Below are 14,857 nucleotides of genomic sequence, written 5' to 3'. Positions count from 1 at the left end.
CCCTCAGGTTTACGCCGTGGCTGCGGAATCCGCCGGGTGGTTGGCGGATCCGGGCCGGGTGAGCGCGGGCACCCAGACCAGGAAGGCGAGGGGGTAGAGCAGGTAGCCGAACCGGGTCGAGGGCATCAGCACGATCGCGGCGAGCAGCCCGTACCCGCAGATGAGCGACGCGCCGGCGGCGGTGCGGGGCGGGCGGCGGGCGACCCGGACGGCGATGGCGAGGCCGGCGGCGAGCAGGAGGGCGCCGGCAACCGCGCGGCCGGCGGGCAGCGCGGTGGCGACGAGGTGGCCGGGGAACGGCGACTGGGCCGGGCTGGTGACCAGGCCGTGGCCGAGCGGGAAGCGCAGCACGTTCTCCACGAGCGCGTCGCGGTCGACGAGCAGGACGGGCAGGAGAGCGGCGATGGGCAGCCCGAGGGCGCCGGCGGCGACCCGCCAGCCCGCGCGGCGGGTCGCGCCCCAGATCACCAGCACGAGGGCCACCGGCCAGGCGAAGAGCTTTAGGGCGCCGGCCAGGCCCACGGCGACACCGGCCCGGCCGGGTCGGCCGGCGGCGGCGAGCGCGAGCGCCAGCAGGCAGAGTGCGAGTACGGGCAGGTCGTCGCCGCCGGTGGCGAGGGTGAGGGCACAGACCGGAAGAACGGTGGCGGCCTGGACGCCGCGCAGCACCGTGCCGTCCCGGCGGCCCTGCTGGTCGGGGGTGCCGGCGTGCCGGAGGGTACGCACGGCGAGCGCGAGCGCGACGGCGGTGGCGAGCGCGAACCAGACCCGGGCGTCGGTCCACGCGGCGTCGACGGCGGCCCGGGGCAGGCCGAAGAGCGCCATCCCCGGCTGGTACGGCGTGTAACCGAGCAGCTGCTCGCCGGGAGGAAGGGTGGCGATCGCGTCGTGGCCCAGGTATGGCGTGCCGGTGTCGACCAGGCGCCGCCCGGACTCCTCGACGACGATGACCTCCTCCTGCGCCCGGTCGGTGCGTCCGCCGGCGCGTTCGACGCTCTGCAGGACGACCGGGAGCAGGGCGGTGGCGGCCCAGGTGAATGCGGTGAGCGCCCAGCGGCCGGGCCGGCCGGCCAGCGCCGAGCCGGGGTGGCGGCGGCGGATCAGAAGCTGGCCGGCGACGGCCAGCGCGGCGACCAGGTAGCCGACGGCGGCCACGCCGCCCCACGCCCGGTGCGGGAGAAGGGTGGAGGTCAGCGCGGTGACCGCGGCGAACACCGCGGCGACGGCGTAGAGGGTGAGGTCGAGGGCGAGACCGCCGGCGGCGGTGTCGATGGCCTGCCACCGGTGGCGGCGGACGGTCGGAGCGGCGACGGTCACGCCGGCCAGTCTGGCAGAACGCCGGTGGGTGGACCGGGCGCGGCTGGTCACGGGTCGGGCCACCGGCTCCGCCGGTCGGACGCGGGGTCGCGGGCGGGTCGCCAGGGCTCCGCCGGTCAGGCCGGCTGGTTGCGACCGCGGGTGGCGGAGCGGCGGCCGGCGGGTAGCCGGACGACGGCGCCGGCGTCGTGCAGCGGTGCCGCGAGCAGACCGGGGCGGCCGCCGGGGCCGCGTCGCAGCGCCGCGAGCAGCGTGCCGGCGGGCATCGGCCGCGCGAAGAGGTGGCCCTGCCCGCCGGTGCAGCCCAGCTCCCAGAGGGCGCGGCGCTGCGGTTCGTTCTCGACGCCCTCGGCGATCACGGTGAGGCCCAGGCTGCGGCCGAGGTCCAGCGTGGAGCGGATGACGGCGGCCGCTTCGACGGAACTCTCCATCTCCGTCACGAAGCTCCGGTCGATCTTGAGTTCGTGGACCGGGATGCGGGACAGCAGGGAGAGCGACGAGTAGCCGGTGCCGAAGTCGTCGAGGGCGAGGCGTACGCCCTCGTCCCGGAGCCGGCTGAGCACCCGGTCGACGATGTCGAGCTGGCTGAGGGTGAGCGTCTCGGTCAGCTCGAGCACGAGGCGGTCGGGCGGCAGGTCGTGGGCCCGCAGGCGGGCCAGCACCGAGCCGGGGAAGCGGGCGTCGAGGAGGCTGCGGGGCGACACGTTGACCGCCACCGGCACGTCGAACCCGGCATCCCGCCAGCTGCCGGCGGCGACGAGCGCCTGGTCGAGGATCGCCTCGGCGAACGCGGGGAGCAGGCCGGAGCGCTCCACCGCCTCGAGGAACCGCAGGGGGTCGATCACGCCGTGGGTGGGGTGATGCCAGCGGGCCAGTGCCTCCGCGCCGGTCACGGCGCCGGTGCCGAGGTCGACGATCGGCTGGAAGTTGACGGTGAACTCGTGGTCGGCGACGGCTCGCGGCAGGTCGCCGCCGAGGGTGAGCCGGGCGACGTCGGCGGTGTCCCGGTTCGGGGCGTACGTGGCGATGCGTTGGCCGGCCCGCTTCGCCTGGTACATCGCGACGTCCGCGCGGCGGAGCAGTTCGGCCATGCCGCCGGTCGCCGGGGCGGCGGCGATGCCGCCGCTCGCCTCCAGGCTGATCCGCATGCCGTCGAGATCGAACGGTTCGTGCAGCGTGGCGATCAGCGACTCCGCGCGGTGCGCGGCCACCGCCGGGGCGGGCAGGCCGCGCAGGAGGACGGCGAACTCGTCGCCGCCCAGCCGGGCCACCAGATCGGTGGGCTGGGCGGCGGTGCGCAGCCGCTCGGCGACCTGCACCAGCACCTGGTCCCCGGCGGCGTGCCCGAGCGTGTCGTTGACCTCCTTGAAGTGGTTGAGGTCGATCAGGACGAGGGCGGTGACGCCCTCGGCGTGCCGGGTGCCGAGCTGTTCGGTGCCCTCGTCCAGCAGGTGCCGACGGTTGGCCAGGCCGGTGAGGGCGTCGTGGGTGGCCGCGTACGCGTGCTCGTCGGCGACCCGGGCCAGTTCCGCGTACGCCTGGGCGTTGCGCACGGCGGTGCACAGTGCCGAGGCGAAGGTACGCAGGGTGTACTGCTCGCGTTCGGAGAGCTGCACCGGGCCGCGGAACCGCAGCCGCAGCACGCCGACGCCGGTGGCCCGGTCGTGACCCTCCAGCGGGGCGGTGAGGACCGTGCCGTCGACCGTGGTGGCCTCGCCGGCGGCCCCGTCGTACGTGATCGTGCCGGCCCCGCCGCGCACGGTGCGACCGCCCTCGCGCAGTTCGATCTCGACCTCGTCGGCGCTGAACAGTTCGCCGGCCTGGGTGACGGCGGTGGTGAGGACCTGGTCGAGGTCGACCACGTTGAGCGCGTCGGTGGTACGCGCGAGCCGCTGCCAGGCGTCGCGTTCGGCGCGGTGGCGGAGACGGTTGGAGTAGGCGAGGTGCAGGCTCAGGACGAGGGGTGGCACGACGATCAGGAAGCTGGGGTTGCTGCGGAGAATGGCGAGTGTCGCGACGATCACGACGAACCGGGCCGCGGCGCTCGCGAGCCGCAGATCGTAGTGCGCCCGGAAGAGGTCACGGAGACGCGTCCGGGTCGCCAGGGCGATCACCGGCATCGTCAGTACCTCGTCCAGTACGACCACCGCCAGGTAGGCCGCCGCCAGCGGAGGCAGCAGTTCGGTGAGGGAGCCGCTCGCCGACCACCGCCAGTCCGCGGCGGCCAGTACCAGCGCGGCGGTCGTGACGAGCAGGGTGTCCTTCGCTACCCCGAAGGCGAGCTTCAAGGGCGCCAGTCGGCCGATGGTCCGTGCAATTCCCACTCCGAGTGCGGTGGCGACGATGACCATCGGTGCCGGTGCCACGGCGAGACCGACGAGAAATGCGACCTCGGTCCAGGAGATGCCGTGCGTGGTGGCCCTGATCCGGATACGGACGTTGAACTTGGCACCGACTGCGACCAGGAAGGTGAGCGTTCCTAGAAGCACCAGCATTCGGCTGGTGGCCGGGACGCTCCGGCTCATCGCGTGTACAGATATCGCGAGCGCGACGCTCGCGGAGAACACGACGAGACCGACTAGCAGCCGAAGCCGCCGATCGGTCTCGTTGTCGCGTCGCTGATCTCTGGCCACGTCCCCCCTGTGCGGGCGGCGCCGGTAGTGTCTGTCAACACTTTACGGGCGTTCGGGCCGTGTCGAAAGATCCTGCTCACAGCCAGTCGTTGACTCGCATCGCTCTCTCCTCGTCCGATCGTCCTCATCGATTCGCGCCCCTGAAGGCCCGTTGATGTTATGACGGATAAGGAGTTCTTAGGCGGGTTAGATGTCTTTTGGCGCAGTATGCGCAAATGCAGCCATTGATTGTTACGGTCCGTTCCGGTCCGGATGTCGGTGCGTAAGCGTCGGCCTCTCAATTATCGAGTTTGAATGGTTTCGCGCGCGCGGGGAACCGGTCATTCGAGTGTTGAACGCCGAACGACGGCCGTTGGTCATTGGGTCTACGGATCGAGAAACTGCCATCGCTCTCTGATATCTTCAGGTCCGGTGAACAATTCTGGGCCAGTTGCGACGGATGTGCGTTTTGTGGCGGGCCGGCGAGCGGGGGAATGAGGTGCGGATACGTCTTCTCGGCCCTCTCGAGGTGCGGACGCCCGGGCACGGTCCCCTCGCCCTCGGCACGCCTAAACAGCGGCAGGTTCTGGCGGTCCTGGCCATGGAGGCCGACCGGGTGATCACGGTCGACCGGTTGGTGGACGAGCTGTGGCCGACGAAGCCGCCACGGTCCGCGGTCGCGAACGTGCGGACCTACGCCGCGAACCTCAGACGTACCTTCGAGGCGCACCAGTCCGGGCGGGGACTGCTGGTGCGGGAAGGCGGCGGCTACCGACTGGCCCTCCGGCCGGCGGCGTTCGATCTCTTCCGATTCGCGGACGAGTGTGCGGACGCCCGCCGCAGCATCGCCAGAAGCGCACACCAACAGGCCGAGGCGCTGTTGGAGCGGGCACTGAGCCGCTGGACCGGCCCGATGCTCGCCGGCGTACCACTCGGACCGCTGCTGTCCGCCCGGGTGGCGGCCGCCGAGGAGGAGCGGATCCTGGCCACGGAACTCCTCGCCGAGGTCCGGATGCGCCGGGGTCATCCCGGGACGGCCATCCCGTTGTTGCGGGACCTGGTGGCGTCGCACCCGCTCCGGGAAACCGCCCAGGCGCTGCTGGTCCGGGCCCTGCACCTGCGGGGTGACCGGGCGGCGGCCCTCGAGGCGTACGAGGCTGCCCGTACCGTGCTCGAGGAGCAACTGGGTGTCGGGCCGGGTGCGGAACTGCAACGGGTCCGACGACTGCTACGCGACCTGTCCGGAGCCGGCCGGAGGGTCCCCGGAGCCGATGGTGTGCCGGGCCCGGCGGATCTGGCCGGCGGGGCGGGCGGACGGCCCCCCGACGGCGCGCTCGACTGGTTGCCGCGACCCGTGCCGCAGTTCATCGGGCGCGGCGAGACGGTCAGCCTGCTGTTGGCCGAGACGCGGCGGCTCGAGGGGCACACGTCCCCCGTGCACGTCATCGACGGGATGGCCGGCAGCGGCAAGACCACGACGGCGGTCCACGTGGCCCGGCTGCTCGCGCCGCGCTACCCGGACGCCGCTCTCTTCATCGACCTGCGTGGGCACGAAGGTCCGGGCGCGATCGACCCCGCCGCCGCGCTCGGTGTCCTGCTTCGGCAGCTCGGCGTGCCGGCCGGACGGATTCCGACCGACCGGGCCCGGCGCGGCGATCTGTGGCGTCGAGAACTCGCCGGCCGGCGCAGCGTCGTGGTGCTCGACAACGCCGCCAGCGCCGATCAGGTCGCCCCGCTCCTGCCGGTGAAGCCCGGGACGCTGGTGATCGTCACGTCCCGTCGTCGACTTGTCGGTCTGGACGCCGGCCCGCCGCACTCGCTGCCGGTCCTCAGCACCGAGGAAGGGCTGGCGCTGCTGGAAGCGACCGCCGGCGCGACCCGGATGGCGGGGCAGGCCGAGGCCGCCGCGACCGTCGTCCGGCGGTGCGGGCACCTCCCGCTGGCCATCCGGCTCGCCGGGTCGCGGCTGGCGAACCGCCCGGCGTGGCGGGTGTCGCACCTGGCGCAGCTGCTGGAGGACAGCGCTGGTCGACTCAGTCATCTGACCGCGAAGGACCGGTCGGTGGCGGGCGCCTTCGCCACGTCGTACGAGCTCCTCGAACCGTCCGCGAAACGGCTGTTCCGGCTGCTCAGTCTGCATCCGGGCGACGACCTGACGCTGCCGATGGCGGCTGCGCTGGCCGGCCTGCCGGCGGAAACCGCGGAACTCGCGCTGGACGAACTGGTCGACCTCCACCTGGTGGAGGAGACAACAGCCCGGCGTTACCGGATGCACGACCTCATCCGCCAGTACTCCCACGAACTGGCGCAACGCGATCACCCGCCCCGGCAACGGGCCGGCGCCCTGTCGGATCTGCTCGACTTCGTGCTTCACACCGCACTCCGTGCGGCGTTGACGGTGGAGCCCAGGTTCCTCCGGAGCCAGGTCGCACTGGGCGCACCGCGCAGGCCCGACCTCGTCGAGTCGCCGCAACCGGCCGGCACGGAATGGCTGGAGTCGGAGCGCGGCAATCTCGTGTCGCTCGTCGCGGCGGCCCACGAACGCGGCCTGCGGGAGCAGACCTGGCGCCTGGCCCGGGTGCTGTGGCGTTTCCTCTACATCCGCGCCTACTTCGACGACATCATCAACATCCACACGCACGGTCTGGCGGCCGCACGCGCACTCGGCGACAAGCGGGCGACGGCGATGATGCACAACTATCTGGCCTCCGCCTACCTGCGGATGTCGGAGTACGGGTCCTGCCTCGAGCACCTCGCCGCCGCGGTGTCGATCGCCGAGGATCTCGGCGATCGCCCGAGCACCGACCGCTATCGGGCGAACATGGTCGCGGTCTACTGGATACGCGGCGACCTGGCCAAGGCCGTCGAGGTGGGCCACCGGGGCCTGCGTGCCCGCCGCTACCTCGAGAGCGACGAGGTGCCGAGCTTTCTGCCGAACATCGGTCTCGCGCTGACGTCGCTCGGCCGGTATGACGAGGCGTTGCGGATGCATCGCACCCATCTCTTCCATGGCCGGCTGAACAACAACTACTTCCACCTGCTCAACGCTCTCGGCCACATCGGTTCGGTCAAGAGCCGGATGGGGCGGCACGCCGAGGGGATCCGGCTGATGTCCGCCGCCTTGGCGCTGCGGGAACGGACCGGCCACCGGTACGCCGAGCCGGAGGTGCGCAACGACATGGGCGTGGCGCTGCGGCACCTGGGCCGCCTCGACGAGGCCGTCGAGCAGCACGAACTCGCCGCCAAGCTGGCTGTGGACTCCGGCGAGCGACACGTGGAGGCCGCGGTGCTCAACGACCTGGCGTTGACCCTGACCAGGATGGGGCGGACCGAGCGGGCCGTCGAACTGCATCAGGCGGCGCTCCGCATCGCGACCCGCATCGCCCACCCGTACGAGCAGGGGCGGGCGTTGGCGGGCCTCGCCGAGCACGCCGTGGCGACGGACGTGGCCGAGGCCCGCCGGTGCTGGGAGCGCGCGTTGGCGATCTTCCGGCGGATGGGTGTGCCCGAGCGCGCCGAGGTCGAGCACCGTCTCGCCGACATCGACGACGGCCGTCGAGGCGACGCCGCCCAGCGCACCGACGATGCCTCCTGAGCTGAGGAAACACCCGCTTATCGATTTCTTATCGCGGCTACCACTAACTTCGACTGGTCCGGCCGAACGGGGGAGGTTCTGACTCATGGCAGAACCTCGAGCGCCGAGGCGCCCGCCGCCGGGGGATCCCCCAGCTTCCTCTGCGGCGGGCCAACGCGGAGGGGCGGCGTCGCAGTGGACCGGGCCGATCGCATCCCGGCACCGGAGGGTCGCCGCCGCTCCTCCGCCACGCCGCCGAGCACCGGCCGTCCCACCGGGCGGCTAGGCTCGCGCTCGTGACGGATTCCGCGCAGCTCACCCACGTCGACCCGGCCGGGGCCGCCCGCATGGTCGACGTCTCCGCCAAGCCGGTGACCGGCCGGCTGGCCGTCGCCGCCGGGCGGCTCCGGACCACCCGCGAGGTCGTCGACCTGCTGCGGAGCGACGGGCTGCCGAAGGGCGACGCGCTCGCCGTCGGCCGGCTCGCCGGGATCATGGGTGCGAAGCGCACCCCCGACCTGATTCCGCTCTGCCATCCGATCGCCCTGCACGGGGTGACGGTCGACCTGACGTTGACCGACGAAACCGTCGAGATCACCGCGACGGCCCGCACGGCCGACCGCACCGGCGTCGAGATGGAGGCGCTCACCGCGGTGGCGGTCGCCGGCCTGGCCCTGGTGGACATGGTGAAGGCGGTGGACCCGGCGGCGTCGCTGGAGGCGGTCCGGGTGCTGCGCAAGGAGGGCGGCAAGACCGGCGAGTGGGTGCGGCCCGAGGACCGGCCGTGATCCGGGCGCGGGTGGTCGTGGCGTCGAACCGGGCCGCCGCCGGCGTGTACGCGGACACCAGCGGTCCCCTGCTCGCCGCCGGGCTGCGGGAGCTGGGCTGCGCGGTGGACGAGCCGGTGATCGTGGTGCCCGACGGCGAGCCGGTCGGCGCGGCGCTGCGCGCCGCCGCGGCCGAGGGGGTGGACGTCGTGGTGACCAGCGGCGGCACCGGCATCAACCCGTCGGATCGCACCCCGGAGGTGACCCGGGCACTGCTCGACCACGAGATCCCGGGCATCGCGGAGGCGATCCGCGCGTACAGCCGGGACCGGGTGCCGACCGCGGTGCTGTCCCGGGGGTGGCCGGGGTCCTGGGCCGGACGCTGGTGGTCAACCTGCCCGGGTCCACCGGGGGCGCCCGGGACGGGCTGGCCGTGCTGGGTCCGATCCTCGCCCACGCCGTCGACCAGATCCGGGGCGGCGACCACTGAATCGCACCCGTCGGGCCAGGCCGGCACGCAGGCGGGCGGCGTTCGTCGGACCGCCCCGATAGGCTCGTCGGGTGAGCACGGAAACCGCATCGGCCGCCGAGCCGGTCGCCGCGTCCCGTTCGGCGGGGTGGGCGGAGGCCCGCGCCCGGGTGTACGAGGTCGGCCTGGCCGCCGCGTTGCCCGTGGTCGACCGGCCGCTCGCCGAGATCGACGGGCACACCCTGGCCGAGCCGCTGACGACCCGCACGCCGCTGCCGGCGTTCCCCACCTCCAGCGTGGACGGCTGGGCGGTGCGCGGCACCGGTCCGTGGCGGCCGGTGGGCCGGGTCCTGGCCGGCGGCACCCCGGCACCGCTGGCCGAGGACGGCACGACCGTCGAGATCGCCACCGGCGCGATGGTCCCGGCCGGCACCACCGCCGTGCTGCGCGTCGAGGAGTCGAGCCGCACCCCCGACGGGCTGGTGGCGGGCACCCCGCGGCCGGTGCCGGAGTGGCGCGAGCCGGGCGAGGAGGCGCACGCCGGGGAGGTTCTGCTCCCCACCGGCACTCCCGTGGATCCGGCGGTGATCGGCCTGGCCGCTTCCTGCGGTCACGACAGCCTGCGCGTGCGGCGGCAGCCGCGCGCGGCGCTGCGGGTCTTCGGCGACGAGCTGCTGACGGCCGGGCCACCCGGCGCCGGCCGGGTGCGGGACGCCCTCGGCCCGGTGGTGCCGGGCTGGCTGCGCCGGTACGGGTGCGTGGTGCGGCCTGCCGACGTGGTGGGGCCGGTGGCCGACACCCTCCCCGCGCACGTGGCCGCACTGCGGGGGGCGCTCACCGACGCCGACCTGGTGTGCACGACGGGCGGCACCATGCACGGCCCGGTCGACCACCTGCACCCGGCGCTGCGGGAGCTGGGGGCGGAGTACGTGGTCAACACGGTCGCCGTCCGACCCGGTTTCCCGATGCTGCTGGCCCGGCTGGTCGACCCGGACGGCCGGGTGCGGTTCGTCGCCGGCCTGCCGGGCAACCCGCAGTCCGCGGTGGTCGCCCTGGTGTCGCTGGTCGCCCCGCTGCTGGCGGGTCTCGCCGGCCGTCCGATGCCGGTGCTGCCGCACGCCACGCTCGCCGAGCCGGTTCCCGGTCGCGGCGACCACACGCACCTCGCCCTGGTCCGGCTGGACCGCGCCGCCGGCACCGCCCACCCGCTGCGGCACGTCGGGTCGGCCATGCTGCGCGGGCTGGCGGGCGCGGACGGGTTCGCGGTGATCCGGCCCGGCACGGCCGGCCAGCCCGGCGACCGGGTGCCCGTCGTCCCGCTGCCGCTGCTGCCCGGGGAGCGTGCGTCGTGACCGCTCCGGCCATCGCGTTCGGCGAGGTGACCGAGCGCCCACTGGACCTGGCCGCGCACGAGGCGGCGGTGGCGGACCGGCGGGCCGGTGCGGTCGTGTCGTTCCAGGGGGTGGTCCGCGACCACGACCACGGCCGCGCGGTGGTCAGCCTGGAGTACGAGGGCCACCCGAGCGCCGAGCGGGTGCTGCGCGAGGTCGCCGCGGAGATCGCCGCCGACCCCGAGGTGTACGCGGTGGCCGTCTCGCACCGGATCGGGCCGCTGGAGATCGGCGACGCGGCCCTCGTGGCGGCCGTCAGCACCGCCCACCGGGCCGCCGCGTTCGCCGCCTGTGCCCGACTGGTCGACGAGGTGAAGGCGCGGCTGCCGATCTGGAAGCGGCAGGTGTTCGCCGACGGCACCGAGGAGTGGGTGAACTGCCCCTGACCTCCGGCCCGGCCGGCGGTCGGCCCGCCGCCAGGTGCACGCGCTGGCGGGCCGGCGGTCAGCGCCGGTTGGCCTGCGCAATCGCCCGGCCCGCCCGCTCACCGTAGAAGGCCGGTTCCGCGCCCGGCCGCCACGGCAGCGCGGCGACCAGCACGATCAGCGCCAGGGCCAGCGAGTTCTCCATCAGGGCGCCGAAGAGGCCGTCGTAATAGTGCGACACCTCGGGGAGCTGGTGCTCGTACGGCCAGATCGGGGAGATCAGGAACAGCAGGTAGAGAACCACGGCGGCGACGCCGTGGCGGAGCCCGGTCAGCGCCGGGTACCAGATCGGGTAGCGCAGACCGTTGACCCCCGGCAGGCCACCCAGCCCGGCCCGGGCGATGAGCCCGCGGCTGGCTTCCCGGCGGCGTACCGCGGCGTCGGCCAGCACCATGATCGCCGGGATCACCCAGACGAGATGGTGCGTCCAGGAGATCGGGCTGACCACGTTCGTGGTGAGCCCGACCAGCGTGAACGCGGTCAGCTCGTCGCCGTCGGCCCGGGCGTTGGCGGCCCGGGACAGGCCGAGCGCGAGGATCAGGATCGCGAACGCGAACCACAACAGCCCGGGCGTCTCGATCGAGTCGTAGAGGCGGGCCAGCAGGCCAGCGAGCGACTGGTTGGGCGTCATGTCCGCCGCGCCGACCCGCTCGGTCTGCCAGAGCACCCCGCCGAAGTACGCCCGCGACTCTGGGCCGACCACGGCGAACGAGCCGATCGTCACGGCCACCACCGTGCCGACGGCGGTGGCCGCCGCCCGCCACTGGCGGGTGATCATCAGGTAGACGATGAAGAGAGCGGGGGTCAGCTTCACCGCGGTGGCGAGACCGATGCCCACGCCGGCCCAGGCGCCGCTGTAGACGAACCGCAGCAGCAGGCCGTCCGTGGGCGCCATGTGGGTGCCCCGGCGGGCCTGCCAGCGCAGGCCGATCAGGTCGGCCATGACCAGTGCGAAGAGAAGCAGGTTGACCTGGCCGTAGCCGAGGGTCTCCCGGCCCGGTTCGAGGGCGACGGCGAGCGGCGTGGCGATCGCCACCGTGTACCAAAGCGGCCAGCCGAGCCGGTCCACGACCGGGCGCAGCAGCCCGGCCAGGACGACGGCCAGCGCGGCGATGCTCGCGGCCGCGTTCACCAGGCCGGCGAGGCCGACCGGGAGGTGTGCCATCGGGAGCATGACCAGCCCCGCGAAGGGGGGGTAGGTGAAACCCAGGGTGGTGCCGGGGGAGATGAACTCGTACAACTCGTGGCCGCTCGCCCACCACACGACCGCGCCGTGGTAGATCTTCATGTCGAAGAAGTTGTACGGCCGCCCGAACGCGCCGATGGCGAGCCAGGCGGCGTAGGCGACAGCGGCCACGACGCCGGCCCGTACGACGATCCTGCGGTCGATGCCGCGCGCAACGCGACGGACCGGGGCGAGGCGGTCCACCCGTCTACCGACGGTCGTCGGCATCGCGTGGCCACCCCCGTACCAAGGTCGTCCTAGCCGTCCAGGTCCGGTAGGGAGCCTAGAACGGTCCCTCACGTCAGTGCCTCCCGCGTTATGCGACCGTGTCCGATCCCACACAAGTTTTTGACATTTCCACCGCGTTAACGCCTAGCGGGTGGTTCGCCGAATTCGCGGCGTTGACCCGGATGGAAGCCGACGGAGGGGAGGATCGACGCAGGTCAGCCGGGAAGGCGTCGAGCCGTCGCTGCCGATCGTACGGCGATCCGCGCCTCCCGGCGGGCGGTACGGACAGCTCGCTGCACGGAGCGTCGGGAGTGGCCGATCCGGTGACCGGCCCGCCAGCGCAGGCCCGGCTTCCCCTCGGTGTCGGCGGCGGCGAGCAGGAGGCCGCCGAAGAGGCCGAGGTTCTTCAGGAAGTGGATCTGGTTGTTGTTGCGTTGGGCCGGGTCCTGGTTGGTCCAGAAGGGATGCCCGGCCACGGTGGTGGGCACCAGGGTGCCGGCCAGGATCAGCGCCGCCGGTCGGGTGAACCGCCCGGTGGCGAGCATCAGGCCGGCGCCGAGCTGCACGGCGGCGTTGGCGCGGATCAGCGTCTCGGTGTCGGTGGGAATGCGGGGGTGGGTCCGCTCCAGCAGGGGCGTCACCCGATCGGTCACCGGCTTGGCGGCAGCGACGAGCCGGTCCGGGTTGGCGAAGTTACGGGCCCCACTGACCACGAAGATGCCGCTCAGCATGGCGCGGGCGAGGGAGCGTACGGGTGTCATGGCTCAGTCATACCCCGTACCGCCCGTCGCTACCCCGGCAACCGCCGATCCGGATCGGTCGGCGTGGACTTCCGCCACGCCGATTCCAGCGACCGTCGCGGATGGACCCCGGTCGAGGGGTAACGTCCCCGGCGTGACGACACTGCGCCTCCGGCCGGAGGACCCGGCCGACAGCGGCGCGGTCCGTCGCGTGCTGGCGGCCGCCTTCGCCCGCCCCGACGTGACCACCCCGCCGGAGGTCGGTCTCGTCGACGAGCTGCGCGGCACCGAGGCCTGGTTGCCGGAGCTCGCCATGGTGGCCGAGTACGGGGGCGAGGTCGTCGGCTACGCGCTGCTCACCCGCGTACGGGTGCGCTCCGAGCGGGGTGCTGCGCCGGCGCTCGCCCTCGGCCCGGTGGCGGTCGCTCCGCACCGGCAGCGCATCGGGTTGGGTACGGCGGTCGTGCAGGCCGCCCTGGACGCGGCCACCGAACTGGGCGAGCGGCTCGTCGTGGTGCTCGGCGATCCGGCCTACTACCGGCGGTTCGGCTTCGACCGCGCCGACCGGATGGGCCTCACCAGCCCCTGGTCCGGCCTGGGCGAGCCGTGGCAGGCCCTGGTGCTGCCCCCGGCGACCAGCGGCGACGGCCCGCCCCCGCAGGGCGAGGTCCTCTTCCCACCCCCCTGGTCCAAGGTCTGACCCCGCTCGGCTCCATCCCCGGCCCGCACCTCGCGCGGGGTGGGGCGGCGGGATCACGCCGGTTGGGTCCGCAGGTAGCGGCCGAAGTGGGGGACGGTGAAGGCGACCGTGCCGCGCTCGCCGGAATAGATGAGGCCCTTCTTGATCAGGGCGTCACGGGCCGGGGAGAGGCTGGCGGGCTTGCGGCCCAGGGCACGGGCGATCTCGGCGGTCGGCACGGCGGCGTCCATGTCGTCCCGGCCACCGCCGTCCGCGTCGCCGTCGACCAGGGAGAGCGTGGCCATGGCCCGCATGTACTCGCGCTCGGCCGGGGTCGCCCGCTCGAACCGGGAGCCGAAGAAGCCCACCGCCAGTTCGGCCTCCGCCTCGGGCGCCGCCACCCGCACGTCGGCGGCGGTGATCGGGGAACGCGGAGCGTGGTCCCAGGTCGCCTTGCCGTACGCCTGGACGAAGTAGGGGTAGCCCCCGGACTTCTCGTAGAGCAGGTCGAGCGCCTTCTGCTCGTACTCGACCTCCTCGCGCTCGGCCGGCGCGCAGAGCGCCTGGTCGGCGGCGATCCGGTCGAGCCGGTCGATGCGCTGGTAGCGGAAGAGCCGCTCGGAGTACGACTTGGCGGCACTGAGCACGGCCGGCAGGTGCGGCAGGCCGGCGCCGACCACGATCAGCGGGGCGCCCAGCTGGGACAGCTCGTGGCAGGCGGCGCAGAGGGCGGAGACATCCTCGGCGCCGAGGTCCTGCATCTCGTCGATGAAGATCGCGATGCCGGTGCCGACGTCGGCGGCCACCCCGGCGGCGTCGGAGAGCAGCTCCACCAGGTCGATCTCGATGTCACCGGAGTCGGCCCGTCCGCTCGCGGCCGGAACGTCGATGCCCGGTTGCCACCGGTCCCGCAGTCTGGGGGCGGCGCCGCCCCGCCCGGCTGGCGCCGAGCGCTGCGCGAAGGCCTTCAGGACGCCGAGGAAGGCGTCGATCCGGTCCGGGGCGCGGTGCCGGGGCGCCAGTTCGCGCACCGCCATGTGCAGGGCGGCGGCGACCGGGCGGCGCAGCGACTGGTCCGGCCGGGCCTCGATCTTGCCGCTGCCCCAGAGCCGGTTGATGGCCTGCGACCGCAACGTGTTGAGCAGGACGGTCTTGCCCACCCCGCGGAGGCCGGTGAGCATCAGGCTGCGTTCGGGCCGGCCGCGCGCGATGCGTTCCAGCACGATGTCGAAGACGTCCAGCTCGCGTCCCCGCCCGGCCAGCTCGGGCGGGCGCTGTCCAGCGCCGGGGGCGTAGGGGTTGCGGACCGGATCCACGAATCGGAGAGTATCGGGCCGTCTAGCGGCCGGGCTAGATATCCGTAGATGGGGCTACCGGCGTGTCGGCGATTCGTTCGGGTCTCGATCCAAAACTAGGGCTGTCTAGCACTC

10 protein-coding genes and 1 pseudogene are annotated in these 14,857 nt (G+C 73.6%); 6 read left to right on the top strand and 5 right to left on the bottom strand.

The features are described from left to right. Positions 1–9 precede the first annotated feature (9 nt). Both EV376_RS04970 and EV376_RS04965 read right to left on the bottom strand, forming a co-directional pair. Positions 10–1,317: a glycosyltransferase 87 family protein gene (locus EV376_RS04970; RefSeq protein ID WP_130320969.1), complete on the bottom strand. Its 1,308-nt coding sequence runs from the start codon at positions 1,315–1,317 to the stop codon at positions 10–12. A 116-nt stretch (positions 1,318–1,433) separates the two neighbouring features. Next, on the bottom strand, positions 1,434–3,842 hold the full coding sequence (locus EV376_RS04965) for a bifunctional diguanylate cyclase/phosphodiesterase (protein WP_130320968.1): 2,409 nt from the start codon (positions 3,840–3,842) through the stop codon (positions 1,434–1,436). Between the two features lie 586 nt (positions 3,843–4,428). Between EV376_RS04965 and EV376_RS04960 the strand changes: the two genes are divergently transcribed. The 5 genes and pseudogenes from EV376_RS04960 to EV376_RS04940 all read left to right on the top strand — a co-directional run bounded on the left by EV376_RS04960 (position 4,429) and on the right by EV376_RS04940 (position 10,516). Beyond that, entirely contained in the window at positions 4,429–7,524 is a 3,096-nt protein-coding gene (locus EV376_RS04960) for a BTAD domain-containing putative transcriptional regulator (RefSeq protein ID WP_165437954.1), read from the top strand. Positions 7,525–7,799: 275 nt separating this feature from the next. Beyond that, positions 7,800–8,291, top strand: a complete 492-nt coding sequence (gene moaC / locus EV376_RS04955) for a cyclic pyranopterin monophosphate synthase MoaC (RefSeq protein WP_130320966.1) — start codon at positions 7,800–7,802, stop codon at positions 8,289–8,291. Continuing rightward, positions 8,288–8,760, top strand: a pseudogene (locus EV376_RS04950) (MogA/MoaB family molybdenum cofactor biosynthesis protein). Before moaC ends, EV376_RS04950 begins: the two are co-directional and overlap by 4 nt. Before the next feature lie 71 nt (positions 8,761–8,831). Then, positions 8,832–10,091, top strand: coding sequence for a molybdopterin molybdotransferase MoeA (locus EV376_RS04945; RefSeq protein WP_130320965.1), 1,260 nt, complete (start codon positions 8,832–8,834; stop codon positions 10,089–10,091). Beyond that, positions 10,088–10,516 (top strand): molybdopterin synthase catalytic subunit, encoded by a 429-nt coding sequence (locus tag EV376_RS04940; RefSeq protein ID WP_130320964.1) that lies wholly within the window; start codon positions 10,088–10,090, stop codon positions 10,514–10,516. Before EV376_RS04945 ends, EV376_RS04940 begins: the two co-directional genes overlap by 4 nt. Positions 10,517–10,574: 58 nt before the next feature. Here EV376_RS04940 and EV376_RS04935 read toward each other — a convergent pair whose 3' ends face one another. Together EV376_RS04935 and EV376_RS04930 are read right to left on the bottom strand one after the other, a co-directional pair. Then, the gene (locus EV376_RS04935) at positions 10,575–12,008 is read right to left on the bottom strand and encodes a glycosyltransferase 87 family protein (protein WP_130320963.1); all 1,434 of its coding nucleotides are present in this window, start codon (positions 12,006–12,008) and stop codon (positions 10,575–10,577) included. A 215-nt stretch (positions 12,009–12,223) separates the two neighbouring features. Continuing rightward, a complete protein-coding gene (locus EV376_RS04930; RefSeq protein WP_130320962.1) occupies positions 12,224–12,769 on the bottom strand; it encodes a DoxX family protein in 546 nt (181 codons plus the stop codon). Between EV376_RS04930 and EV376_RS04925 the strand changes: the two genes are divergently transcribed. Beyond that, on the top strand, positions 12,768–13,448 hold the full coding sequence (locus tag EV376_RS04925) for a GNAT family N-acetyltransferase (RefSeq protein WP_130320961.1): 681 nt from the start codon (positions 12,768–12,770) through the stop codon (positions 13,446–13,448). The genes EV376_RS04930 and EV376_RS04925 overlap by 2 nt on opposite strands. Positions 13,449–13,501: 53 nt before the next feature. Here the strand turns inward: EV376_RS04925 and EV376_RS04920 are convergent, their stop codons facing one another. After that, positions 13,502–14,743, bottom strand: coding sequence for an ATP-binding protein (locus tag EV376_RS04920; RefSeq protein ID WP_130320960.1), 1,242 nt, complete (start codon positions 14,741–14,743; stop codon positions 13,502–13,504). Positions 14,744–14,857 lie beyond the last annotated feature (114 nt).

This window comes from Micromonospora sp. CNZ295 (assembly GCF_004217535.1).
Note: the sequence above shows the minus strand (reverse complement) of the source record. Positions and strands in the feature narration are given on the sequence as shown.

Excerpts from the sequence above, each read along its gene's own strand:
- EV376_RS04930 (WP_130320962.1), bottom strand. The coding sequence starts at position 12,769 with ATGACACCCGTACGCTCCCTCGCCCGCGCCATGCTGAGCGGCATCTTC.
- EV376_RS04925 (WP_130320961.1), top strand. The coding sequence starts at position 12,768 with ATGGCTCAGTCATACCCCGTACCGCCCGTCGCTACCCCGGCAACCGCC.
- EV376_RS04965 (WP_130320968.1), bottom strand. The coding sequence starts at position 3,842 with ATGAGCCGGAGCGTCCCGGCCACCAGCCGAATGCTGGTGCTTCTAGGA.
- EV376_RS04935 (WP_130320963.1), bottom strand. The coding sequence starts at position 12,008 with ATGCCGACGACCGTCGGTAGACGGGTGGACCGCCTCGCCCCGGTCCGT.